The organism is Stackebrandtia sp. (assembly GCF_035643755.1).
GTDB lineage: Bacteria > Actinomycetota > Actinomycetes > Mycobacteriales > Micromonosporaceae > Stackebrandtia.
Genome location: NZ_DASQPW010000193.1, coordinates 1 through 23368, shown reverse-complemented (window position 1 = coordinate 23368; position 23368 = coordinate 1). Strand labels below are relative to the sequence as shown.

The 23368-nt window shown below is 68.8% G+C and carries 18 protein-coding genes; 8 read left to right on the top strand and 10 right to left on the bottom strand.

What is annotated here, in order from left to right; all coding sequences use genetic code 11:
• Positions 1 to 112: 112 nt before the first annotated feature.
• The 3 genes from VE172_RS14775 (at position 113) to VE172_RS14765 (ending at position 2916) form a co-directional block, all read left to right on the top strand.
• Positions 113 to 478, top strand: a complete 366-nt coding sequence (locus tag VE172_RS14775; protein ID WP_324802687.1) for a DUF485 domain-containing protein — start codon at positions 113 to 115, stop codon at positions 476 to 478.
• Entirely contained in the window at positions 472 to 2208 is a 1737-nt protein-coding gene (locus VE172_RS14770) for a solute symporter family protein (RefSeq protein WP_349258390.1), read from the top strand. Before VE172_RS14775 ends, VE172_RS14770 begins: the two co-directional genes overlap by 7 nt.
• 114 nt (positions 2209 to 2322) lie before the next feature.
• Positions 2323 to 2916 (top strand): lytic polysaccharide monooxygenase auxiliary activity family 9 protein, encoded by a 594-nt coding sequence (locus VE172_RS14765; RefSeq protein ID WP_324802685.1) that lies wholly within the window; start codon positions 2323 to 2325, stop codon positions 2914 to 2916.
• Positions 2917 to 2951: 35 nt separating this feature from the next.
• On the opposite strand, the gene VE172_RS14760 is transcribed toward VE172_RS14765, so the two are convergent.
• Complete coding sequence (locus VE172_RS14760; RefSeq protein ID WP_324802684.1) at positions 2952 to 3437, bottom strand: hypothetical protein; 486 nt, start codon at positions 3435 to 3437, stop codon at positions 2952 to 2954.
• Between the two features lie 127 nt (positions 3438 to 3564).
• Here VE172_RS14760 and VE172_RS14755 point away from each other — a divergent pair, with 127 nt between their 5' ends.
• Together VE172_RS14755 and VE172_RS14750 are read left to right on the top strand one after the other, a co-directional pair.
• Positions 3565 to 4101, top strand: a complete 537-nt coding sequence (locus VE172_RS14755) for a GNAT family N-acetyltransferase (protein WP_324802683.1) — start codon at positions 3565 to 3567, stop codon at positions 4099 to 4101.
• Positions 4102 to 4224: 123 nt separating this feature from the next.
• On the top strand, positions 4225 to 6417 hold the full coding sequence (locus VE172_RS14750) for a terpene synthase family protein (protein ID WP_324802682.1): 2193 nt from the start codon (positions 4225 to 4227) through the stop codon (positions 6415 to 6417).
• A gap of 178 nt (positions 6418 to 6595) precedes the next feature.
• Here VE172_RS14750 and VE172_RS14745 read toward each other — a convergent pair whose 3' ends face one another.
• The 6 genes from VE172_RS14745 to VE172_RS14720 all read right to left on the bottom strand — a co-directional run bounded on the left by VE172_RS14745 (position 6596) and on the right by VE172_RS14720 (position 13584).
• Positions 6596 to 7993, bottom strand: coding sequence for a hypothetical protein (locus tag VE172_RS14745; RefSeq protein WP_324802681.1), 1398 nt, complete (start codon positions 7991 to 7993; stop codon positions 6596 to 6598).
• 947 nt (positions 7994 to 8940) lie between these two features.
• The gene (locus VE172_RS14740) at positions 8941 to 9201 is read right to left on the bottom strand and encodes a hypothetical protein (RefSeq protein ID WP_324802680.1); all 261 of its coding nucleotides are present in this window, start codon (positions 9199 to 9201) and stop codon (positions 8941 to 8943) included.
• Positions 9194 to 9490: a hypothetical protein gene (locus VE172_RS14735; RefSeq protein WP_324802679.1), complete on the bottom strand. Its 297-nt coding sequence runs from the start codon at positions 9488 to 9490 to the stop codon at positions 9194 to 9196. The genes VE172_RS14740 and VE172_RS14735 overlap by 8 nt, the downstream gene beginning before the upstream one ends.
• A 1198-nt stretch (positions 9491 to 10688) precedes the next feature.
• Positions 10689 to 11498 carry an Fpg/Nei family DNA glycosylase gene (locus VE172_RS14730; RefSeq protein WP_324802678.1) on the bottom strand — a complete coding sequence of 270 codons (810 nt, stop codon included), beginning with the start codon at positions 11496 to 11498 and terminating at the stop codon, positions 10689 to 10691.
• A 13-nt stretch (positions 11499 to 11511) separates the two neighbouring features.
• A complete protein-coding gene (locus VE172_RS14725) occupies positions 11512 to 12300 on the bottom strand; it encodes a GNAT family N-acetyltransferase (RefSeq protein ID WP_324802677.1) in 789 nt (262 codons plus the stop codon).
• 57 nt (positions 12301 to 12357) lie between these two features.
• Positions 12358 to 13584: a serine hydrolase domain-containing protein gene (locus tag VE172_RS14720; RefSeq protein WP_324802676.1), complete on the bottom strand. Its 1227-nt coding sequence runs from the start codon at positions 13582 to 13584 to the stop codon at positions 12358 to 12360.
• A gap of 283 nt (positions 13585 to 13867) precedes the next feature.
• On the opposite strand from VE172_RS14720, the gene asnB reads away from it, so the two are divergent.
• Positions 13868 to 15709, top strand: a complete 1842-nt coding sequence (asnB, locus tag VE172_RS14715; RefSeq protein WP_324802675.1) for an asparagine synthase (glutamine-hydrolyzing) — start codon at positions 13868 to 13870, stop codon at positions 15707 to 15709.
• Between the two features lie 88 nt (positions 15710 to 15797).
• Positions 15798 to 19700, top strand: coding sequence for an ATP-dependent RNA helicase HrpA (hrpA, locus tag VE172_RS14710; protein ID WP_324802674.1), 3903 nt, complete (start codon positions 15798 to 15800; stop codon positions 19698 to 19700).
• A 3-nt stretch (positions 19701 to 19703) separates the two neighbouring features.
• On the opposite strand, the gene VE172_RS14705 is transcribed toward hrpA, so the two are convergent.
• Positions 19704 to 21248: a gamma-glutamyltransferase family protein gene (locus VE172_RS14705; protein ID WP_324802673.1), complete on the bottom strand. Its 1545-nt coding sequence runs from the start codon at positions 21246 to 21248 to the stop codon at positions 19704 to 19706.
• A 10-nt stretch (positions 21249 to 21258) separates the two neighbouring features.
• Entirely contained in the window at positions 21259 to 22632 is a 1374-nt protein-coding gene (locus tag VE172_RS14700) for a serine/threonine protein kinase (protein ID WP_324802672.1), read from the bottom strand.
• An 83-nt stretch (positions 22633 to 22715) separates the two neighbouring features.
• On the opposite strand from VE172_RS14700, the gene VE172_RS14695 reads away from it, so the two are divergent.
• A complete protein-coding gene (locus VE172_RS14695; RefSeq protein WP_324802671.1) occupies positions 22716 to 23156 on the top strand; it encodes a MarR family winged helix-turn-helix transcriptional regulator in 441 nt (146 codons plus the stop codon).
• Between the two features lies 1 nt (position 23157).
• On the opposite strand, the gene VE172_RS14690 is transcribed toward VE172_RS14695, so the two are convergent.
• The coding region (locus tag VE172_RS14690) for a hypothetical protein (protein WP_324802670.1) at positions 23158 to 23368 on the bottom strand (211 nt) is incomplete at its 5' end.

The following is a 23368-nucleotide window of genomic DNA, read 5'->3' as shown; positions in this document are numbered from 1 at the left end:
TCGTCGCCATTAGTCTGTGGTGACGATCACTTTTGATCGAATCAAGTAAATACCTCTATATGCCTCTCGAGCTGACCCACACCCTCCGCCCCAAGCTCTGGAAAGGACTGAAATGTCCACGAAGGCAAGAGACCCCGGATCGCCCCCCGCCTCCGACGACCCCGTCGCCGTCCAGAACAGCCCCGAATTCGCCGCACTGCGTAAAGCACTGCGGCGTTTCGTGTTTCCCGCGACCATCGCCTTCCTGTGCTGGTACGCCCTGTACGTCCTGCTGTCGGCCTACGCGCGCGGATTCATGGCCATCAAGATCGCCGGCAACATCAACGTGGCGCTGCTGCTGGGCGTCCTGCAGTTCGTCAGCACCTTCCTGATCGCCTGGGCCTACGCCCGCTACGCCGACAAGCACCTCGACCCCGCCGCCGCGGCGATTCGCGAACGCATGGCCTCCGGCGATGACACCACAAAGGAGGAATCATGACCCTGCTCGCCTCCGGCGCCGTCGACACCACCTCCCGCACCCTCACCATCGCGCTGTTCTGCGTCCTCGTGGTCGTCACGCTGGGTGTCACGGTCTGGGCCGGACGCCGGACCTCCACCGCCACCGACTTCTACGCCGGCGGCCGCTCCTTCACCGGATTCCAGAACGGAATGGCGATCGGCGGCGACTACATGTCGGCGGCGTCGTTCCTGGGCATCGCGGGACTGATCGCCCTGTCGGGCTACGACGGATTCCTTTACTCCATTGGATTCCTGGTGGCCTGGCTGGTGGCCCTGCTGCTCGTGGCCGAGCTGCTGCGCAACTCCGGCCGCTACACCATGGCCGACGTCCTGGCCTTCCGCATGCGGCAACGCCCCGTGCGCACCGCCGCCGCGGTGTCCACGGTGACCGTCTCCATCTTCTACCTGCTGGCCCAGATGGTGGGCGCCGGCGCCCTGGTGGCGCTGCTGCTCGGCATCGCGCCCGGCCACACCTTCCTGGGCATGACCCCCGACGCCGCCAAGAACCTCACCATCGTGATCGTCGGCGCGCTCATGATCACCTACGTGGTCGTCGGCGGCATGAAGGGAACGACCTGGGTGCAGATCATCAAGGCCTGCCTGCTCATGGTGGGCGCGGCCCTGATGACCGTCCTGGTGCTCGTGGCCTTCGGCTTCAACCTCTCCGGGCTGCTCGGCAAGGCCGCCGACAAGTCCGGAGCGGGCTCCGACTTCCTCAGCCCCGGACTGAAGTACGGCGTCGAGGAGGGCTCGGCCTGGCAGATCCTCACCCACAAGCTGGACCTGCTGTCGCTCGGCATGGCCCTGGTGCTGGGAACCGCGGGCCTGCCGCACATCCTGATCCGCTTCTACACCGTCCCCGACGCCAAGTCGGCGCGCAAGAGCGTGCTGTGGGCCATCGGCATCATCGGCGTCTTCTACCTGATGACCCTGGCCCTGGGCTTTGGCGCTGCCGCCCTGGTCGGCAAGGCCGACATGGCCGCCGCCGATCCGAAACAGACCGGCAACGTCGCCGCGCCCCTGCTGGCCAAGCAACTCGGCGAGCAGTTCCTCGGCGGCTCCGGCGGCGGGGCCATCCTGCTGGCCTTCATCGCCGCGGTCGCCTTCGCGACCATCCTGGCGGTGGTGGCGGGCCTGACCCTGGCCTCGTCGTCGTCTCTGGCCCACGACCTGTACGCCAACGTCTACCGCGGCAGCAATCTGGCCCGCAGGCTCCGCCTCGGCTGGGTCCTGCGGCTCACCGGTGCCAAGGGCGGCAACGGAGACCGCCGCGAGATGGTGGTGGCCCGGCTGGCCGCCTTCGTCATCGGCATCGTCGCCATCGTGCTGGCCATCTTCGCCCAGAGCCTCAACGTCGCCTTCCTGGTGGCGCTGGCCTTCGCCGTGGCGGCCTCGGGCAACCTACCGGCCGTTTTGTACAGTCTCTTCTGGAAGAGGTTCACCACGGCCGGAGCCACCTGGGCCATCTACGGCGGCCTGCTCACCGCGGTGATCCTGGTGATCTCCTCCCCGGTGGTGTCGGGCAGCGAGACCGCCCTGTTCCCGTCGGCCAACTTCGCGTGGTTCCCGCTGGAGAACCCCGGTCTGATCTCGATCCCCGCCGGGTTCTTCTTCGGCTGGCTCGGAACGGTCATCTCCCGCGAGACCCCCGACGCCGAGAAGTTCGCCGAACTCGAGGTCCGCTCCCTCACCGGCGCGGGCGCCCACTGATCACGCCTTCTCCACTCGCCCCGGGCCTCGCGCCCGGGGCGCTTTGTATTGACTCCGTCACGGCGATCCATTTATAATTAGAAAAGTTTCCATATATAGGAGAAAGGAAGCGACATGTCCACATTGCGCCCCGTGCGCGCCATGCTCGCTTTGACCGCCGGTCTGCTCGCGGCCGTCGTCGCCGGTGTCCTCGGAGCCACCCCGGCATTCGCCCACGGATACACCACCACGCCCACCAGCCGCGCCCTGTTCTGCCAGCAGGGCGCCATCGCCGACTGCGGCGATATCCAATGGGAGCCGCAAAGCGTCGAGGGGCCCAAGGGCTTCCCCGACGCCGGCCCCGCCGACGGCCAGATCTGCGCCGGCGGCAACTCCCGCTTCTCCCAGCTGGACCAGGTGCGCGCCTGGCCGTCCAACCACGTGTCGGCGGGCAGTTACACCTTCAGCTGGCACTTCACCGCCCGCCACTCCACCACCGATTTCCGTTACTACATCACCAAGGACGGCTGGGACTCCGGCTCGCCCCTGACCCGCGCCGACCTGGACCTCAACCCGTTCCTGGTGGTGCCCTTCCAGGGACAACCGCCCGCCGACCTGTCCCACACGGGCAACATCCCCGCCCGCAGCGGACACCACATCATCCTGGCCGTGTGGACCATCGCCGACACGGGCAACGCCTTCTACCAGTGCTCCGACGTCGACTTCTGATCGCCGGACACCTCACGCGCGGGTGTGACGCTCCCTCAGTGGTCGTCCGCCCGCGCCCCGTCGTCCAGGGTGTACAGCAGCGTCGAGCCGATCCTGATCTCGGCGGTGTTCGCGTGACGCAACGCCTCCAGCAGCGCCGTCGCGGCCGCGGCCCGCGACTCCACCGCCCGCACCAGGTTGTCGATGCGATCCTCCACTGAGGTGGGGATTCCCGTCCGTCGTGGACGGACCCGCAGCGAGCGCAGCGACGGTTCGTCCGGGGGCGTGTCGCGGTGCACCACCTCGAATCCCACCGCGTACAGCAGCTCGGCCAGCGCGCTCTCGACGGCCTCGGGTTCGCCGCCGTCGAGCCGAAGCTCCACCGACAGGTCGACGACCGAGGTGGATCGATACGCGGTGGGCAGGGCGGAGGAGCCGGGATCGCGGTAGGCGGGGGCGGGCAGGGCGTCGGGCGGGGCGACGGGGTGCCTGACGGGCATCGGCCCGTCGGACGGCACGGAGCTTTCGGATGCGGGGCTCATGATCCAATACTCCCCGAAGTCGCGCCCTCGCTCTATCCCCCGAACCGAAACAGGGCCGACCGGCGAATCGATTTGGCCAGTAGTTCACCCGTGCCTACACTTTGGTCGCGTCAGGAAGGACGTGAGCATGGAATACGCGATGAACGAGCCCCTGGGCGAACTGCGGGTGCGGACGCTCACCGAGGCGGACGCTCGCCTGGTGGTGGACGCGACCGCCCGCGAGACGTCCACGGCGATGTGGGGGCCGCGGCCGGTGGGGCCGTACGGCTGGGACGACGCGGTGGCGGCGTTGCGGGAGTGGGTGCCCGAGCGCGGGCAGGTTTCCTATGGGGCCGTGGGGGAGAAGGGTCTGGTGGCCGTGTTCGGGTTGATGTTCGACGGCCCTTCGTCGGCGGAGGTGGCGTACTGGGTGGCCCCCGGCGAGCGCGGGAGGGGATGGGCGTCGCGCGGTCTGGCGGCGGTGAGCGACTGGGGGCATCGGGCGGGCGTCGACAGGCTGTGGCTGGAGGTCAATCCGGACAACGTGGCGTCGTCGCGGGTGGCGGCCAAGGCGGGGTATCGGTTCGTCGAGCGGCTCACCGAGCACTGTCGCACCTGGACATACGACGACGCCGACCGCGATCCCCGGCACGACTGCCTCATCTACGAGCACGCGTCCGCCTGACGGCGACCGGCCGGCGACATCGATGGTCGCTGATGGTAAGCGGGCGAATGCGAGGAGTCGGCGGCGGTGCATAGAATCGGTGACGGAACGTGACCGTTGTCGCCGAAGGATTCGAGTATCTCTATGTCCACAAAGCAGGCTTTCCGGCTGCCCGCCTTTTACATGCCGTATCCCGCCCGGCTCAACCCGAACCTGGAGGGCGCCAGGCAACACAGCACCGAGTGGGCCCGCCAGATGGGAATGCTGGACGACCGCGCCCCCGACGGCCGCCTGATCTGGGACGAGGCCGAGCTCCTCAAGCACGACTACGGCCTGCTGTGCGCCTACACCCATCCCGACTGCGACGCGCCCGCGCTCGACCTGGTCACCGACTGGTACGTGTGGGTGTTCTTCTTCGACGACCACTTCCTCGAGGTGTACAAGCGCACCCGCGACACCGCCGGCGCCAAGGAGTACCTGGACCGACTGCCCGACTTCATGCCGCTGGACGGCGGGGAGATGCCCGAGGCCACCAACCCGGTGGAGCGCGGACTGGCCGACCTGTGGAACCGCACCGCCCCGGCGATGTCGCCCGACTGGCGGCGCCGCTTCACGACCTCGTCCATCAACCTGCTGCTGGAATCGCTGTGGGAGTTGTCCAACATCACCTCCGGCCGGGTCGCCGACCCGGTGGAGTACGTGGAGATGCGGCGCAAGGTCGGCGGCGCCCCCTGGTCGGCCAACCTGATCGAATACGCCGCCCGCGCTGAGGTTCCCGCCTCCATCGCCGAGCGGCGGCCGATGCGGGTGCTGCGCGACACCTTCGCCGACGGCGTCCACCTGCGCAACGACATCTTCTCCTACCAGCGCGAGGTCACCGACGAGGGCGAGAACGCCAACGCCATCCTCGTCTTCGAGCGCTTCCTCAATCGCTCCACACAGGAGTCCGCCGAGCTGGTCAACGACCTGCTCACCTCGCGACTCCACCAGTTCGAGAACACCGCGCTCACCGAGGTGGCGCCGATGTTCGCCGACAACGCCATCACCCCGCCGCAGCAGCTGGCCGTGGCCGCGTACGTCAAGGGGTTGCAGGACTGGCAATCCGGCGGCCACGAGTGGCACATGCGCTCCAGCCGCTACATGAACGACGCGCCGTCACCGGGGCTGTCGCTGGGGCCCACCGGGATCGGCACCGCCGCGGCCCGCCTGGCCTTCGCCGGGGTGCGGCAGCACGGTTTCGTTCCGCACCAAAGGGTCGGCGCCAGCCGGATTCCCGACATCTACCAGCCCTACGAGGTGCGGCTCAACCCCGCCCTCGACGAGGCGCGACGGCACAATGTGGAATGGGCACGCGACATGGGGATGCTCGACCCGCTGCCCGCCTTCGCCGGGGCCCGGGTGTGGACACAGCGCCAGATGCACGGCATCGACCTGGCGCTGTGCGCCGCGGGCATCAACCCGGACGGCTCGCCCGCCGAACTCAACCTGGCCAGCGACTGGCTGGCCTGGGGCACCTGGGGCGACGACATGTACCCCAAGCTCTTCGGCGCGGCGAAGAACTACGCCGCCGCGGCGGCCCAGAACAGGCGGCTGCTGCCGCTGATGCCGCTGGACGACGATGCCGCGGTCCCCGAGCCCGCCAACCCGCTGGAGGCGGGCCTGGCCGACCTGTGGCGGCGCACCGTCCCGGCGTTCTCGCGCGACGCGCGCCGCGAGTTTCGCGCCACCGTCGAGGTGATGCTGGAGTCCTGGCTGTGGGAACTGTCCAACATGATCCAAAACCGGATTCCCGACCCCGTGGACTATGTGGAGATGCGGCGCAAGACCTTCGGCTCCGAGCTCACCATGAACCTGGCCCGGCTGCGGCACGGCAACCGGCTGCCCGCCGAGGTCTTCGCGTCCCGCCCGATCCGCGCCCTCGACAGCGCGGCCATGGACTACGCCGCCCTGCTCAACGACGTCTTCTCCTACCAGAAGGAGATCGAGTTCGAGGCCGACATGCACAACGGAGTCCTGGTGGCCCAACACTTCCTGGAGTGCGGCTACCCCGAGGCCGTCGAGGTGGTCAACGACCTGATGACGGCGCGGATGCGCCGCTTCGAACGGATCGTCGCCGAGGAGGTGCCGCCGCTGGCCGAGGAGCACGACCTGGACGACGCCGGCCGCGCCGTCCTGGACACCTACATCACCGACGTCCAGCACTGGATGTCGGCGATCCTCAACTGGCACCGCACCGTCGATCGCTACCGCGAAGACGAGATCCGCCGCAACACCTCGCCCTTCAACAACGCCAAGACGCCGCTGCCCGGCGGCGTCCTCGCCGAGGCGCGGGGCTGAGTCGCGGACCCGCGGCGGCGGGCGCCACCGTCGCTCGGCTCAGCGGCGACCCCGAGACGGGGGAGTACCTCGCGCTGCTCGGGGACCCCGAGGGCGACGAGTTCTGCGTCGTCTGGGCATCCCGTACGTGGTGGGTCCTCGACATGGGGCCCACCACGCGCATGCCGGGGCGGGCCTTCTAGACCTGGCCGGAGCTCGCGTTCTTTCCGACCTTCACATAACGCGGGCTGTGCAGGGCGGGACCGCGCTTGGCGCGCAACACCTTCCCGTCGCTGCGGGCCGACCAGGACGGCGAGGTGGGCCAGCGCCGCATGAGTTCGTTGCGGAATTCGCGGCCGCGCACGTTGACGAAGCCGGTGCCGAGCAGGGCGGCGACGAACATCCCCACCGAGATGGCAACGGCGACAAGTGATTCGGTGCGATAGACGGCGAAGACGTCTTCCGATCCCAGGCCCATGCCCTGACCGACCATGTAGGACGACAGGCTGAACACCAACCCGACCCCCGCCAGCGCCGCGCCGACGAGAGCCAGCGGGGGCATGCGCCGCCGCGCGTGATAGGACAGCAGGGCCTCGGCGGGGCGAGGCGCCCGCGGGTCGGCCAGCAGTTCGCGCAGCTGGGCCCGTTCGGACAGGCGTTGTTTCCAGTCGAGCAGGACGCCGACGACCGCGAGGATCCCGGCCAGGGGAAGCAGGACCGCGAAGATCCAGAATCCCCAGGCGAGGATGTTCTCGATGAACGACGAGTAGGTGGTCTCGTGGCACTCGTGTCCGGGCCCGGGGACGTTCGCGCAGCGCATCGTCAACGAGGCCTGCAACGCGACGAAACCCAGGACGCTGAGAACCGCGGCGATGTACACGCAGCGCTCGGCGAGCGAGAGCCCCAACACCGTCTTCTGCCTGCCCGAGGCGTCTCGGCGGGCCTGTTTGGCGGGCCTCCATGCCTTTCCCTCGTCGTCCGCGCTCCAATGCGCGGCGATCCGGGCCTGACGCCGTTCATGGGCCGGGGTGAGCACCTTGCGACCGGCCAATCCGACCAGGAACATGATCACCGCGTAGCCGGTGATCATCGAGACGATGAGCACGCTCTCCTCGTCCCCGTCGAACAGGACCACGAAAAGCCCGACCACCCCCAGGATGCCGACGATGGCGGCATTCGCCCACGCGAAGATGGTGAGTTGCTCCGTCGGATCGCAGGTGACGGACTGGACCTGTTCGGGAGAGGGAACCTCGTAGCGGGACGCGCCCCGCTCGGCGGCCCTGACAAGCGCCCTGGACGTAGCCACCTCACGCACACAGCTCGCCACCGCGAACATCCCCCAGACGACTACCGCGAGCACCATCAAGACCCCGACGCTCAAGCGGGAGAGGTGGTCGACGGCCATTTCCAGACCGGGATCGCCGAACTGGTGCTCCTCGGAGAGGATTCCCATGCTGAAGATCAGCACGAATGAGCATCCCAGGCCGATCAGGAATGCGAACAGGGCGCGGGAGCCTGCGCGCGCGACCTCACCGACCAGCCCAATCCTGTGTTCATGCCAGTGCCAGGGGTTTGACTGGCCGTAGTTGTCGCTCACCGACGAGATCCTCCACCTGCTTCGATCGTCGCTGAATAATACGAGACGAACGGCACCGACGTGACCTCGAGAAGTGTCGTTGTGGTGATCCTATGGCGTCCGTTGAGCGAGTTCGGGAACCATGCCACTATAGACATTCGCGGGTCGGGGACGCGCCTCTCTTTTTTGGCTCGCTTCGCGAGCATTACTTTCTGGGCCCACGGCAGCGGCGGTGTGGCTCGGCGCGTTGGGTGGCGACGGTCGGGTTGTGTTTGGCGGCAAGGGCTCGGCGTCGTCGAGTGAACATGGCTCGATAGTGCTCGGTGGGGTCTGCCGTCCAGCCGAGGGCGTGTCGCTGGTGCTGCGCCAACGTTGGCCAATGTGTCGCTTCTTGAATGGCTGTAGTGGAGAAGGGCTTGGTCTGCCGTCCCGTCGGAGGCTGGGCCCCGTCGGGACGGCAGACGTTCGTTGACCTGTCGGTTCTTGATGGGCCGCGCGAGGGGGTGTCGCAGTTGCCGTCGCGTTATCGTCTCCAGCGGCGTCGTGGTGTGGCGCGATGCGACACGGCAGTCGGGTTTCTCTTGGCTGCCTTGGCTCGGCGTCGCTTCGTCGCCATCGCCATGTACTTCGCCGACAAGTCTCCTGTCCATCCGAGGGTGTGTCTGAAGTGGTCGGTCAGGGGTGTGCAGGGCCAGGGCTGGCCGCACTCCCCGCACTTCGGCAGCACCCACAAGAGGGGGAACAAGCCGAGGGCGATGACGGCGCGCAGGCGCCGTTTCGGTAGGTGGCGTTTCGGGATGTCGAATTGCTTGCCGACTTCGCGTGCCCTGTCGGCGAGTGGCCCGTGTGGGTACATGAGCCCGAAGCGGAGTGTGGGTGCGGTGTCGGGGTCGAAAACCCTCACATGCACGGGACCCCAAGGACCCCGTTCGGTGTAACTATGGACAGACACGAAGAATCCTCTCTTCTTACTGTTGTTCCCTGGCTTGAGTAATGAAGGTCTGCGCTTGCTCCAGGTCGGTGGCTGCCGAAAACAGCACTCCCAGTGCGTTGGTGATGTGTTCGGATGCCGCGACGATGAGCATCGGGTCGTTGCCGAAACCGATGCCCGAACCCATGGCAGCGATGCGGTTCGCGAGTTCCTCGGCATTACCCGTGTGCATGTGCGCCTCACCTGCCATGGCGACGGCATTACCTACTGCTTCGGACAGTTCGTCGAGTTCAGACATGAGGCAGCGCCCTCGAAAGCTGTCGGTGGGTGCGCCACAGGTTCTGGGCCTGGCGAATCAAATGCCACCTGACGGCGGGCTCGGACGCCCAGATCCCATGCGGCAGCGAGACCTTGAGGACGGGGCGGGAGCTGTCAATGTCCTTGATCGACCCGAGATGCGAGGCGATCCCTCGGTGTCCGATCACGTCGAGATGCACCGTGAACGAACCCTCAACGGTGATGGCCGAGACCTGACGCATGGACGCAGTGAACAACCCGAGCATGATCACCACAGTGGAATCACTCATCATCGACACCCTCACCCTGACTCTGGTCGCCTTCGTCGCTGTGGCTCGGGTTGCTGTTGGTGCTTGGTTCCTCGGCCGCAGCGGGAGTGGTGGGGGTGTTGTCTGCCGCCCCGTTGGGGTCACCGTCTGCCGTCCAGCCGACGGCGTGTCGCTGGTGCTACGCCAACGTTGGCCAATGTGTCGCTTCTCGAATGGCTGTGGTGGAGAGGGGCTTGACCTGCCGTCCCATCTGAGGCTGGCCCAACGGGACGGCAGACCTTCGTGAACCTGTCGCTCTTTAAGTGGCCCTGCGAAGGGTAGCTGCGTCCCGCTGTCACTAGGGCTGGTGTGGTGTCCACGTTTGTGAGCTTGTCGCTTCTTGATTGGCCGTGGCAGGGGGAGTTGCATCTGCCGCCCCGTTATCGCCTCCAACGTCGTCGGGGTGTGGTGCGATGCGATATCGCTGGCGGGTTCCTCTTGGCTTCCTTGATACGGCGTCGTTTCGTGGACATAGCCTGGTATTTAGCTTGAAGGTCTCCTGTCCATCCGAGGGTGTGTCTGAAGTGGTCGGTCACGGGCCCGTGTGGGTACATCAGCCCAAAGGTGAGGGTGGGTGCGGCGTCGGGGTGGAAAACCCTCACGTGCACATCGCCCCAGGGTCCGTGTTCGGTGTAACTGTGGACAGACATGGCCTTTGATACCCCCTATTGTTGTTCGCGGGCTTGGGTAATGAGTGCCTTGGCGAGTGTGTGGTGTCCTCCACAAGCCCTGGGCCTGTTGGATCAGGTGCCAGCTCACGGCGGACTCGGACGCCCAGATCCCATGCGGCAGCGACACTTTCAACACGGGGCGGGAGCTGTCGATGTGGCTGATCGACCCCAGGTGCGAGGCAATACCCCGATGCCCGATCACATCCAAAGACACCGTGTAGCTGCCGTCGATCACGATGGCCGAGACTTGGCGCATCGACGCGGTGAACAACCCGAGCATGATCACAGTGGAATCACTCATCCCAGCCACCCACGCCCTCGGCGTTTGGTTCCTCGGCCGCAGCGGGAGTGGTGGGGGCGTGGCCTGCCGCCCCGTCTTCCTGCTCGGTGGTGGCGGGGCCAGTGCCTCTAAGTCACCCTATGGCGCAAGGCAATACATTCCTCGTCGCGATCGTGCCGAGGGCGTCGGGTTTGAGTGGAAGTTGAACGACGGCTTCCGACGCGCGAGGTCACCGATTCTGGCAGGACGGGCACCAGAAGAGATTGCGGCCCGCCAGCTCGCGCATGCTGATCGGGCCGCGGCAGACGTGGCAGTCCTGTGCGGCTCGGCGGTAGACGTACACCTCGCCGCCGTGGTCGTCGACGCGCGGCGGACGGCCCATCGCCTCGGGGGTGTGCTCGGGCCGCACCGTGTCGATGCGTCCGACGTGGACGCTGTTGTCCATCAGGGATTTAAGGTCCGTCCACATCGCGTCCCATTCGGCGCGCGTCAGGTCGCGCCCCGCCCGCAGCGGGTCGATGCCGCGGCGAAACAGCACCTCGGCGCGGAAGATGTTGCCCGCGCCCGCGATCACGTGCTGGTCCATCAGCAGCGTCGCGATCGACGAGCGCGACCGACGGATCCGCTCCCAGGCGCGCTCGGGGTCGGCGTCGGCGCGCAGCGGATCGGGACCCAGCCGCGATACGACGTCCGCCTTCTCGCCCGAGCCGATGAGCTCGCACGCCGCGGGGCCCCGCAGCTCGGACCAGGCGTCGTCGGCGACCATGCGCAGCCGTATCGCGCCCACGGGGGCGGGCGGCTCGCCGCGTCCAAAGGCGACCTTGCCGTAGATGCCCAGGTGGATGCGCACCCACTCGTCGGCGCCGAAGCCGAGGAACAGCTGCTTTCCGTGCGCCTCGGTCGATTCCAGCACCCGACCGTCCACACGCGACGCACTGTCGGCGAAGCGGCCCTGCGGGCTCGACACCGCCACCGTGCGCCCGCCGAAGGACCCCAGGTAGCGCGCCGCCAGCCGATGCACCACGTGGCCCTCGGGCATGCGCGCTCCTCCATCAGTCCAGCGGGACGCGGTAAACATACTCGCGGCCGAACGCGCGAAAGCCCGCCCGCCGCAGGATCGGGCTGGAGGTGCCGGTGCGGGCCTTGACCAGCGCCAGGGTCGCTCCCCACGCGGCGGCGTCGTCCATGCGCGACGCCAACAGCGCCCGGTACACGCCCCGGCCCCGGTGCGACTCCACGACGCTGCCGCCCCACAGCTTCGCCACGGTGTCCTCGTAGGTGAAGCCGCCCGCGCCGATCGGCCGCTGGCCGTCGTAGGCGACGTAACGGAAGATCTCGCGTTTCTCTCCCAACGCGACCTGTTTGAGCATGTTGTCGGCCTCGGCGGCGCGAAACTCCTCGCTGGGCATCGGCGTGCCGAAGACCTCGGCGCTGACGACGTGGGCGTCGTACAGCAGCGAGCCGTCGTCGATGCGGCGCACCGTGATGTCGCCGGGCGCGTCCAGGGCGAGGGTGTCGGTGCCGAAGGCGAACGCGTTGATGTCGAGCTCCTCGGCGACGCCGGCGCCGTGGGCCAGCAGGCGCTGTCCGAGGTCTTCGGGCTTGGTGAACGAGAACACCGGCCACATCAGCTCGAAGGTCGGGTCGGCGGCGTTGGCCAGGCCCTTGACGTGGGCGATCAGCTCCTCGGCGTCGTCGCCGTCGGCCCGGTGCACGGTGGTGCGTCCGGTGGACGACACCACCTTGGCGCGTTCGTCCTCGCGCACCACCGCGTCGTAGGGCATCCACACCCATTCCGCCGATACCCGAACGATGTCGTCGGGAGTCCAGACTCTGCTCATGCGGGGACGATAACCCGGTACCGGGGCCGGTGTCTCGTGGGTTTCGTCCGCCCGCGGTCACGACAGCAGCGTCTTCGGGATGGCGATCTTGGCGTCGGTGTGCTGTCCGTCCATCGAGCACATGCCCGCCAGGAAGAGATCCTGAAACGCCTGCTGGAGCGCCTTGATGTCGTCGGGTTTGGACAGCTGGACGTCCTCGGTGAACGTGAAGGTGGTCTGGCGCCGGCCGTCGCGCGAGTGGAAGGACACTGTGGAGTACCCCATGCCGCCGCCGGTGTGGCCGTAGGAGACCCCGCCGGGCACCGGCGCGCAGTCCTCGGGCACCGGCGCCGCCTCGATGCCGAGCCCGTAGCTGTTCCTTGACTGGGGCGTCAGCGTCTGCGCGCGGTCGCGTTCGTCCTTTGTCAGCAGTGTCCCGTCGAACAGCGCGCGATACAGCTTGTTGAGGTCGCCGGGGCTGGAGATCGCCGAGCCCGCGGCCCACAGGTGGGTGGACGACAGGTTCGTGGTGTCCAGTAGCGGCCGGTCGGGTTCGGTGGTGACGAAGTAGGCGTGCGGGTGGGGTCCGGCGATCACGGCGGTGTCGCGCGGGATGTAGGAGTTGTCCATGTGGGCGGGGCGCAGGATCTTCGAGGTCAGCACCGATTCGTACGACCGCTTGGTGAGCTTTTCGATCAGCATCCCCAGCACGTAGTACTCGGTGTTGGAGTACTTGTAGTCGGTGCCGGGCGCGAACTCCAGGGGCTGCTTCGTCGCGCCGGCCACGATCTGCTCGGGCGTGAACCTCTTGTAGCGGTTGGCCTCGATGTCGGCCACCGACTGGTGCTTCATGGACGGATACACGACGTAGAAGTGGTCGGGGACCCCGCTGGTGTGGTTGAGCAGCTGGCGAATCGTGATCGGCTCGTCGTAGGGCAGCAGCCCGGGCAGGTAGTCGCCGATCGGATCGTCGAGGCCGAATCTTCCCGAGTCGGCGAGCCGCAGGATCACCGCGGAGATCATGGACTTGGTGAGGCTGGCGGCCCGGATCCGGTCGGTGGGCTTGGGCGGGGCGTCGTCGCCGAGCTCGCGCACGCCCGCGGCGCCGTTCCAGGTTTCGGCGCCGTCGCGCACCTGGGCGATGACGCCGGGGGCGCCCGCGTCGTGCATCTCCTCGATCGCGTGCTCCAACAGCTTGGTGTTCAGCGCGGGCTCCGCCGCGTCGGCGTCCACGTAGGACACCACCGCCGCGGCCGTGGCGAGCGCCGCCATCACGGCCGTGGCGATGACAAAACGGGTTCTCATGCCCTGACGTTATGGGCGCGGCGGGCCCGGCGAATCGTTCCCCGGGGCGAGACCGTCTCGGCCCTTGGTAGGGGTCAAGGGTCGCCCCATATCGGTAAATCGGCCGATATGCGTGCCGCGGCCGGGGTCCATCGTGGTCAAGGTCACAGGGTCGATTCGGGTTACGGCAGGTCAGCCAATATCGAAACGGTTGCTTAGTTCGGCTAAGTAGTCCTACGCTGGCCAGGACCCCACTCGGCCTTTCGGCCGATGGCTATGTACCCGTAGAGAGGACATCAAGCGCATGTGTGGCATCGCTGGATGGGTCGCCTTCGACAACGACCTCACCAACCACCGCAACACCCTGGCGGCAATGACCGAACCCATGGCATGCCGGGGACCCGACGCCTCGGGCGTCTGGCTGGACCGGCACGTCGGCTTCGGGCACCGACGATTGGCGGTCATCGACATCGAGGGCGGGGCGCAGCCGATGTCGGTGGAGGCGGACGGCCGCACCCTCGTAGTCACCACCTACAGTGGAGAGCTGTACAACTTCCTGGAGCTGCGCGAGGAACTCGAGGCCCTGGGACACACCTTCCGCACCCGCAGCGACACCGAGGTCGCCCTGCACGCCTATCTCGAATGGGGCACCGACTTCACCTCCCGGCTCAACGGCATGTACGCCTTCGCGCTGTGGGACCCGCGCTCCGAGGAGCTCATCCTGGTGCGCGACCGGATGGGCATCAAGCCGCTGTACTACTACCCGACGCCCGACGGAGTCCTGTTCGGATCGGAACCCAAGGCGATCCTGGCCCACCCCGACGTCGACCCCGTCGTCGACCTGGACGGGCTGCCGGAGATGCTGACCGTCAGCAAGACCCCCGGCCACGCGATCTACAGGGGAATGAAGGAGCTGCGCCCCGGCCACCTGCTGCGGGTGCGCTCCGGCAGTCTGCGCGTCGAACGCTACTGGGCGCTTGAGTCCCATGAGCACACCGACGACCTGGACACCACCGTCGGCCACGTCCGCGAGCTCCTCGACGACATCGTCCAGCGCCAACTGATCTCGGACGTGCCGCTGTGCACCCTGCTGTCGGGCGGCCTGGACTCCTCGGTGATCACCGCGCTGGCCGCCAAGGCCCTGGGCGCCCAGCACGCGGGGCCGGTGCGCTCCTTCGCCGTCGACTTCGTCGGCCACACCGAGAACTTCCAGCCCGACGAGATGCGCGGCACCCCCGACGGCCCCTACGCGCACGCCCTGGCCGAGCACGTCGGCTCCGACCACAGCGACATCGTCCTGGACACCGCGCAGCTGATCGACCCCGCCAACAAGTACCGGGTGCTGGCCGCCCGCGACCTGCCGGTCGGCCTGGCCGAGGGCGACACCTCGCTTTACCTGCTGTTCAAGGCGATCCGTGCGCAGTCCACGGTGGCGCTGTCGGGCGAGTCGGCCGACGAGGTGTTCGGCGGCTACCGCTGGTTCCACGACGCCGACGCCGTCAATGCCGACACCTTCCCGTGGTTGGCCTCCTTCCGCCGCTTCGGCGGCCGCGCCCTCACCCAGCCACTGTGGAACAAGACCCTCCTCGAGAAGGCCAACTTCGGCGACTACATCGCCGACCGGTACTCCGAGGCGCTGTCCGAGGTTCCGCGCCTGGAGGGCGAGACCGGGCTGGAGGCCCGGATGCGGGAGATCTGCTACCTGCACCTCACCCGCTTCGTGCAGACCCTGCTGGACCGCAAGGACCGCGCCAGCATGGCCGTGGGCCTGGAGGTGCGGGTGCCGTTCTGCGACCACCGGCTCGTCCAGTACGTCTTCAACACCCCGTGGTCGATGAAGACCTTCGACGGGCGCGAGAAGTCGCTGCTGCGCGCCGCCACCCGCGACGTGCTGCCGGAGTCGGTGGCCGAGCGGGTGAAGAGCCCGTACCCCAGCACCCAGGACTCCCGCTACGACGAGGCGGTGCGCACCGAGCTCAAGGAGGTGCTGGCCGATCCGCGGTCGCCGGTGCTGCCGCTGCTCGACGTGGAACACGCGCAGCGCTCCGCCGCCGAGACCGCGGGCCCCACGTTGCGTTGGAACGCCGAGCGGGTGCTGCAGGTCAACACCTGGCTGAGCGAGTACAACGTTCAGCTCGACATCTGAGACCCGCGGGGGGCCCGCGATCCCGGGCCCCTCGCGGCGATATTCGTTGGTTGGATCGGTGCCGCGTTGCGTATCCTGGCGCTTCGGTATGGCTACAGATCACGCACCCAGTCCCTCCCGCCTGCGCACCCGCGTGCGCGGGCTGATGCTGCGTGAGCAGGGGCGTTTCCTGCGCCGCATCGAGTCGGCGAGCAAGCGCGACGACGCCGACAAGCTGCTGGGCAGGCTCGACGCCGACATCGCCGCCGCCGAGCAGCGGGTCGCGCGGCGCCGCGACGAACGGCCCGAGGTGCAATACCCGTCCGAGTTGCCCGTCAGCCAACGAAAGGACGACATCGCCGCGGCGATCCGCGACCATCAGGTGGTGATCGTGGCCGGCGAGACCGGCAGCGGCAAAACCACCCAGCTGCCGAAGATCTGCATGGAGCTGGGGCGCGGCGTCCAGGGCATGATCGGGCACACCCAGCCGCGCCGCATCGCCGCGCGCACCGTGGCCGAGCGGATCGCCGAGGAGCTCGACTCGCCGCTGGGTGAGGCGGTGGGCTGGAAGATCCGCTTCACCGACAAGGTGAGCGAGCGGACCTACTGCAAGGTGATGACCGACGGCATCCTGCTGGCCGAGATCCAAAACGACCGGGCGCTTCGGGCCTACGACACCCTGATCATCGACGAGGCGCACGAGCGCAGCCTCAACATCGACTTCCTGCTGGGCTACCTGAAGCAGCTGCTGCCGCGCCGCCCCGATCTCAAGGTCATCATCACCTCGGCGACCATCGACCCCGAGCGTTTCTCCCGCCACTTCGCCGACGCGCCCATCGTGGAGGTCTCGGGTCGCACCTACCCCGTGGAGGTGCGCTATCGGCCGCTCGTGGACGACTCGGACCCCGACAGCGACAACGTCCGCGACGCCATCGAGGCGATCGTGGACGCCTCCCGCGAGCTGATGGCCTCCGGCCCCGGCGACATCCTGGTGTTCCTGTCGGGGGAGCGGGAGATCCGCGACACCGCCGAGGCGCTGACCAAAGAGGACTTCCGGCACACCGAGATACTGCCGCTGTACGCCCGACTGTCGTCGGCGGAACAACACCGGGTGTTCACCCGCCACACCGGACGCCGCATCGTGCTGGCCACCAATGTGGCCGAGACCTCGCTGACCGTGCCGGGCATCAAGTACGTCATCGACCCCGGTACCGCGCGCATCTCCCGCTATTCGTTGCGCACCAAGGTGCAGCGCCTGCCGATCGAGCCGATCTCGCAGGCCTCGGCCAACCAGCGCAAGGGACGGTGCGGTCGCACCAGCGACGGCATCTGCGTCCGCCTGTACTCCGAGGAGGACTTCGATTCCCGCCCGGAGTTCACCGACGCCGAGATCCTGCGCACCAACCTGGCCTCGGTGATCCTCCAGATGACCGCGGCCGGGCTCGGCCGGATCGAGGAGTTTCCCTTCATCGACCCACCCGACCGCCGCAACATCCGCGACGGCGTGTGGCTGCTCAACGAGCTCGGCGCCATCGACGACGACGCCGACCCCCGCAAGCGCCTCACCAACCGCGGCCGCCAGCTCGCCCGGCTGCCGGTGGACCCCCGGCTGGGCCGCATGGTGTTGCAGGCCCACAACGACGGCTGCCTGCACGAGGTGATGGTGATCGCCTCGGCGCTGTCCATTCAGGACCCGCGGGAGCGCCCGGCCGACAGGCAGCAGCAGGCCGACGCCAAGCACTCGCGCTTCGCCGACCCCAGCTCGGACTTCCTGGCCTTCATCAAGCTGTGGAACTACATCAAGGACGAGCAGAAGGCCCGCTCCGGCAGCGCCTTCCGCCGGATGTGCAAGGCCGAATACCTGCATTACATGCGCATCCGCGAATGGCAGGACATCTACGGCCAGCTCCGCCTCGTCCTGAAGGGACTCGGGTACACGCCCAACGTCACCGCCGAGGCGGTCGACCCGCAGCGGGTCCACACCGCCCTGCTGTCGGGCCTGTTGTCCCACATCGGCCTGAAGGACCCCGAGACGCGCGACTACCTGGGCGCCCGCGGCGCCCGCTTCGCCATCTTCCCCGGCTCGGCGCTGTTCAAGAAGCAGCCCAAGTGGGTGGCCAGCGCCGAGCTCGTCGAGACGTCCAGGCTGTGGGCCCGGGTCAACGCCAAGATCGAACCCGAGTGGATCGAGCCGCTGGCCGGCCACCTGGTGAAGCGCGACTATTCCGAGCCGCACTGGGAGAAGAAGCCCGCCGCCGTGATGGCCACGGAAAAGGTGACGCTGTACGGCATCCCGATCGTCGCCGCCCGCAAGGTCAACTACGGGCGCGTCGAGCCGGAGGTGGCGCGGGATATCTTCATCCGCAGCGCCCTGGTGGAGGGCGACTGGGACACCCACCACCGGTTCTTCGCCGCCAACCGGGAACTGCTGGACTCCGTGGAGGACCTCGAGAACCGGGCCCGGCGCCGCGACATCCTGGTCGACGAGGACACGCTGTACGACTTCTACGACGGCCGGATTCCCCCCGAGGTGGTCAGCGGGCGGCACTTCGACAGCTGGTGGAAGGGCGCCCGGCGCGAGGCGCCCAACCTACTGGACTTCTCCGCCGACATGCTGATCAACGCCGAGGCCGAGGCGGTCAACCAGGCCGACTACCCCGACCGCTGGGAGACCGGCGGGGCACAGCTGCCGCTGACCTACCAGTTCGAGCCCGGCGCCGCCGCCGACGGCGTCACTGTCCACATTCCCCTGGCGCTGGTGGCGCAGCTCGACCCCGACGCCTTCACCTGGCAGGTGCCGGGACTGCGGCTCGAACTGGTCACCGCGCTCGTCAAGTCGCTGCCCAAGGCGATCCGCCGTCACTTCTCGCCCGCCCCCGACCACGCGCTGGCCGCCCTGCACACCATGACGCCCGGGCAGGGCGGATCCCTTGTGGACGCGTTGGCGGTCCAGCTGCACGCCATGCGCCACGTGACGATCCCCCGCGACGCCTGGGACCACTCGCGCGTCCCCGGCCACCTGCTGCCCACCTTCGCCGTGGAGGACGAGGACGGCACCGTCCTGGCCGAGGGCAAGGACCTCGCCGCGCTGCAACGACAGTTGCGCCCCAAGGCCGCCGAGGTGATCGCCGAATCGGTTCCCGACGTGGAGCGCGCGGGCCTGACCGACTGGGACTTCGACCAGCTGCCCCGCGTCGAGGAACAGACCCGGCGCGGTGGATACACCGTCAGGGCGTATCCGTCCCTTGTCGACGAAGGCGACAGCGTCGCCATCCGCCTCAAGGAATCCGAGGCCACCCAGCAGCTCACCATGTGGCACGGCACCCGCCGCCTGCTGCTGCTGACCCTGCCCTCCCCGCTGAAGCGCCTGCTGTCCACTCTGCCCAGCCGCACCAAGCTCGCCCTGGGCGCCAACCCCTACGACAGCGTTCCCGCCCTCTTGGACGATTGCGTGCGCACCGCCTGCGACAAGCTGATGATCGACGCGGGTGGACCCGCCTGGGACCGCGAGGGCTTCGACAAGCTGCGCGACGCGGTGCGCCAGAGCCTCGCCGACACCACCGCCGAGGTGGTCGAGACCGTCGCCGAGGTGCTCACCACCGGCCGCCGCGTGGACAAGCTGTTGTCGGGCCGCTTCCCCTTCGCGCACCTCAACGCGATCGCCGACATGAAGCGTCAACGCGAGGCCCTGGTGTTCAAGGGCTTCGTCAGCGCGACGGGCTGGTGGAGGCTGAAGGACCTGGTGCGCTACCTCGAGGCCGTCGAGCGCCGCGCCACCAAGCTGCCCACGGCGGGCGACGCCGACGGGGTGTGGATGGCCCGCGCCCAGGCGGTGGAGGCCGCCTTCCACGAGCTGGCCACGAGCCTCCCCGCCGCGGCCGCCTCGCCCCAGGGCCAGGAGGTGCGCTGGATGTGCGAGGAACTGCGGGTCAGCTACTTCGCCCAGGACCTCGGCACCCGCTACGCGGTCAGCGACAAGCGGATCATCAAGGCCATCAACGCTTTGCGGTAGCCGTCAAAGCCCCTCGACGGCGCCGATGCGGGCCCGGGGGTCGGCGGCCCCGTCGAACATCCCCGCCGCGTCGGCCTCGATGAGCTGGGCGTGGCCGAAGGTGTCGGGGACGCGGGAAACCCGGTGCCCCAGGGATTCCAGGGCGTTCCAGGAGTCGGGCGCGGCCAGCTCCATGTCGATGACGGTGGAGCCGGGGTCGGCCCAGGTGTCGAAGCCGTTGCGGTTGGCGATCCGCCAGCGCGGGGCGTCGATGGCCTCTGCGGGGGACTGGCCGCCGTGCAGCAGGCGGGTGATGACCTGGGTGAGGATCTGCGGCTGGCTGTCGCCGCCCATGGTGCCCACCAGGGCCCGCAGCCGGCCGTTGGGCCGCGTCACCACGGCGGGGGCCAGGGTGTGCGGGGGTCGGCGGCCGGGGGAGTACTCGGCCGGACTGCCCGGCACCAACGAGAACCCCAACCCTCGATTGTGGAGCCCGATGCCGGTGGACGGCTCGAAGATCCGCGAGCCGAAGCCCGAGGCGTTCGACTGGATCAGCGACACCCCGCGCCCGCTGGAGTCCGCCGCGCACAGGTACGTGGTGTCGCCGTCCCCCGCGGGATGGCCCAGGCCGGCGCGGTGGGCGGGGTCGATGAGGCCCCTGCGCCGCTCCACCTCGTCGGAGGCCAGCAGCCCCGCCGCGTCGAACCCCTCGTGCAGCAGCCGCGGACGGTCGTACCCCGCGACGCGGGACGCCTCGATGAGCAGGTGGGCCCACGACGGGTCGTCGGGGCTTTCGGGCAGGTCGAGACCGTCGGCCACGGCCAGGCCCAGCGCCAGCAGATAGCCCTGTGAGTTCGGCGGCGCCGTCCACACTCGATGCCCGAAGACGTTGACGCCCAAGGGTTCCACCCAGTCGGCGTTGTCGCGCTCCAGATCGGACGCGGTGAACAGTCCCTCGCCGAGCTTCAGCAGCCCCTCGCCGAACTCGCCGTGATAAAAGCCCGCGCGGCCGTGCTCGGCGATGGCGCGCAGCGTCCGCGCCACCCCGGGTCGCCGGATGGTGTCGGTGCCGCCCGCGGCCGCGATGTCGCCCGCCCCCGCCTTGCCCTTCGCCAGCACCGCGACCTTCGCCAGCAGCGGCGAAACCTCGAAGCCGTTGTCCGCCAACGCGATCGCGGGCGCGAACAGCTCCTCCAACGTCAGGGTGCCGTGATCGGCGTGCAGCGCCAGCCACCCGTCCACGCACCCGGGCACGGTCACCGTGCGGATGTCGTCGAACAGCGGCATGGTGGCGTGGCCCTCGGCGCGCAGCCCCGAGGGGTCGGCGCCCTGGCCCGAGCGCCCCGAAGCGTTGAGCGCCAAGGGTGAGGAGCCGTCGCGGTGAACGAGTGCGAACAGATCGCCGCCGAGGCCGCACAGGTGAGGGGCGGTCACCGCCAGCACCGCGTTGGCGGCGATCGCCGCGTCGACCGCGCCGCCACCGACGCGCAGGATGTCGGAGCCCGCGCGGGAGGCGCGCTGGTCTGCCGAGACCACCATCCCGCTGGGCGAATAGCTTGTGGTGCTCACCGACCCGACCCTACAGGCATTCGGTCGGCGTCGGGTCGCTCGAGGCGTACAGCGTCACGTAGAGCGTGACCTCGGTGTCGGTGGTGCGTTCCTCGCCCGCGGCGGGCACCTGGGCGGTGACGCAGGAGAGGTCGCCCGTCAGGATCTCGCTTTTGTCCACATTGTAGAAACCGGAGCCGCTCAGCGTCGCGTAGGCGGTGCCCTCGTCGACGCCCACGACGTCGGGCACCGCGACCTGTTGGGCGGCGGTGGTCTCGGGCGCGGTGTCGGCGGGAGAGTAGGAGTACGCATAGGACGAAGAGCCGTCGTCGGAAGGGGACTTGTCGTCCGTATCGCTGTTGAGGTACCAGATCCCGCCGAGGATGAGCAGGCCGACGAGGATGGCCACCCACCCCTCCGAGCCGCCCGACGAGCTCGGCGTCGGGGAGGGCGGCTTCGCCCGCTTGACCGGGGGAGGGGTCGGCGGCTTCGGGGTGGACGGCCGCGCGGCGGGGGCTTCGCGCTTGGTGGGCGGAATGGTCGGCCGCGTGGCGTCGGCGTGCGGCAGCCGCGTCGTGGTGCCGCGGCCCGAGCCCTGCCCCGGCAGTGCGGCGGCGAAGTCGGCGGCGCTGGGCCACCGCTTGCCCGGGTCCTTCTCCAGCGCCCGCATCACGATCTCGGCGGTGCGGCGCGACACGTGACCGGGCAGCGGCGGCGGGGTCCTGCTCAGGGTGTCCTTGACGACCGTTTCCTGATCGCCCTCGAAGGGCAGGTGACCGGTGAGGCACTCGTACGCCACCACCCCGAGGGCGTAGATGTCGGTGGCGGGCGTGGGGTCCTTGCCGCGCAACTGTTCCGGGGACATGTACCCGGGCGTGCCCATCACCATGCTCGACAGGCCGAGCGTCGGCCGCCCGACCTCGCGGGCGATCCCGAAGTCCACGATCCGCGGGTCCCCCGATTCCGTCATGAGGATGTTGGCGGGCTTGACGTCGCGGTGGATGATGCCCGCCTGGTGCGCGGCGTGCAGCGCCCGCGCGACGGCCGCGACCCCGCTGACGGCCTTGGACGACCGCAGCCGCCCGCCGCGGCTCAGGACCTCCTGAAGCGACTGTCCCTTCACGAACTCCATGACCAGGTACGACATCGGCACCCCGCCGACGATGTCGGTGCCGTAGTCGTGGACGGCGACGATGCCCGGCGCCTTCAGCTTCGCCAGGGCGCGGGCCTCGGCCTGGAAGCGCGCCTTGAACTCGGCGTCGCGCGACAGCTTGGCGTGCATGATCTTGATCGCGATGACCCGATCCAGCCGATCGTCGTGCCCCTTCCACACCGACCCCATGGCGCCGGAGGCCAGGAACTCGTCCAGGCGGTAGCGACCGGCGAGCAGGTCTCCCGTACGCATGGCGGTCTCTTTCGGCCGAGGGGCATCGAGGGCTGCCTCAATTATGCGAGGGCCGCCGCGGCCAGCTATGTCAAGATATTGACATGCGCGATTCGGGTGAGGAACTGGAGGAACGCGTCGGCTACGTCCTGAAGCGGGCGACCGCGGCGCTGCGGGCCGAGCTGGACGACACACTGCGGCGCCACGGACTGACGATGGCGCAGTACGCCTGCCTGGAGCTGCTGGACCAGCGCCCCGAACTGTCCAATGCGGAACTGGCGCGCGGCGCGTTCGTGACCCGCCAGTCGATGAACACGGTGTTGCGCGGGCTGGTGGACGCGGGTCTGGTGCGGCGGCCGGAATCCGCGCCGCACGGCCGGGCCCGTCCGGCGCGACTCACCCGCGACGGGCGCGCCAGGCTCGCCGCCGCCGACGGCGAGGTCGCCGCGGTGGAGCGGCGCCTGACCGCGGGGATGTCGCCCGAGCGCCGCGCGGCCCTGCTGGACGACCTGCGCGTCATGGCCCGCAACCTGGCCGCGGGGTGACTCAGTCGTCGGGGTTGTCGATGCACTCCTGCGGCGGGCTGCCGCTGTTGCTGTCGAACCTCTCGACGGTCAGGTCGATGCGTTGGCTGTGGGGGTACTTGCCGCCCCCGTTCGGCTCGGTGTCGATGACGCAGTCGACGTCGCCCTCGCCCTTGACGTGGGTGTGGTAGTTCTGGAAGCCGAGGCCGTACAGCTCGTCGGTGGCGTCGCTG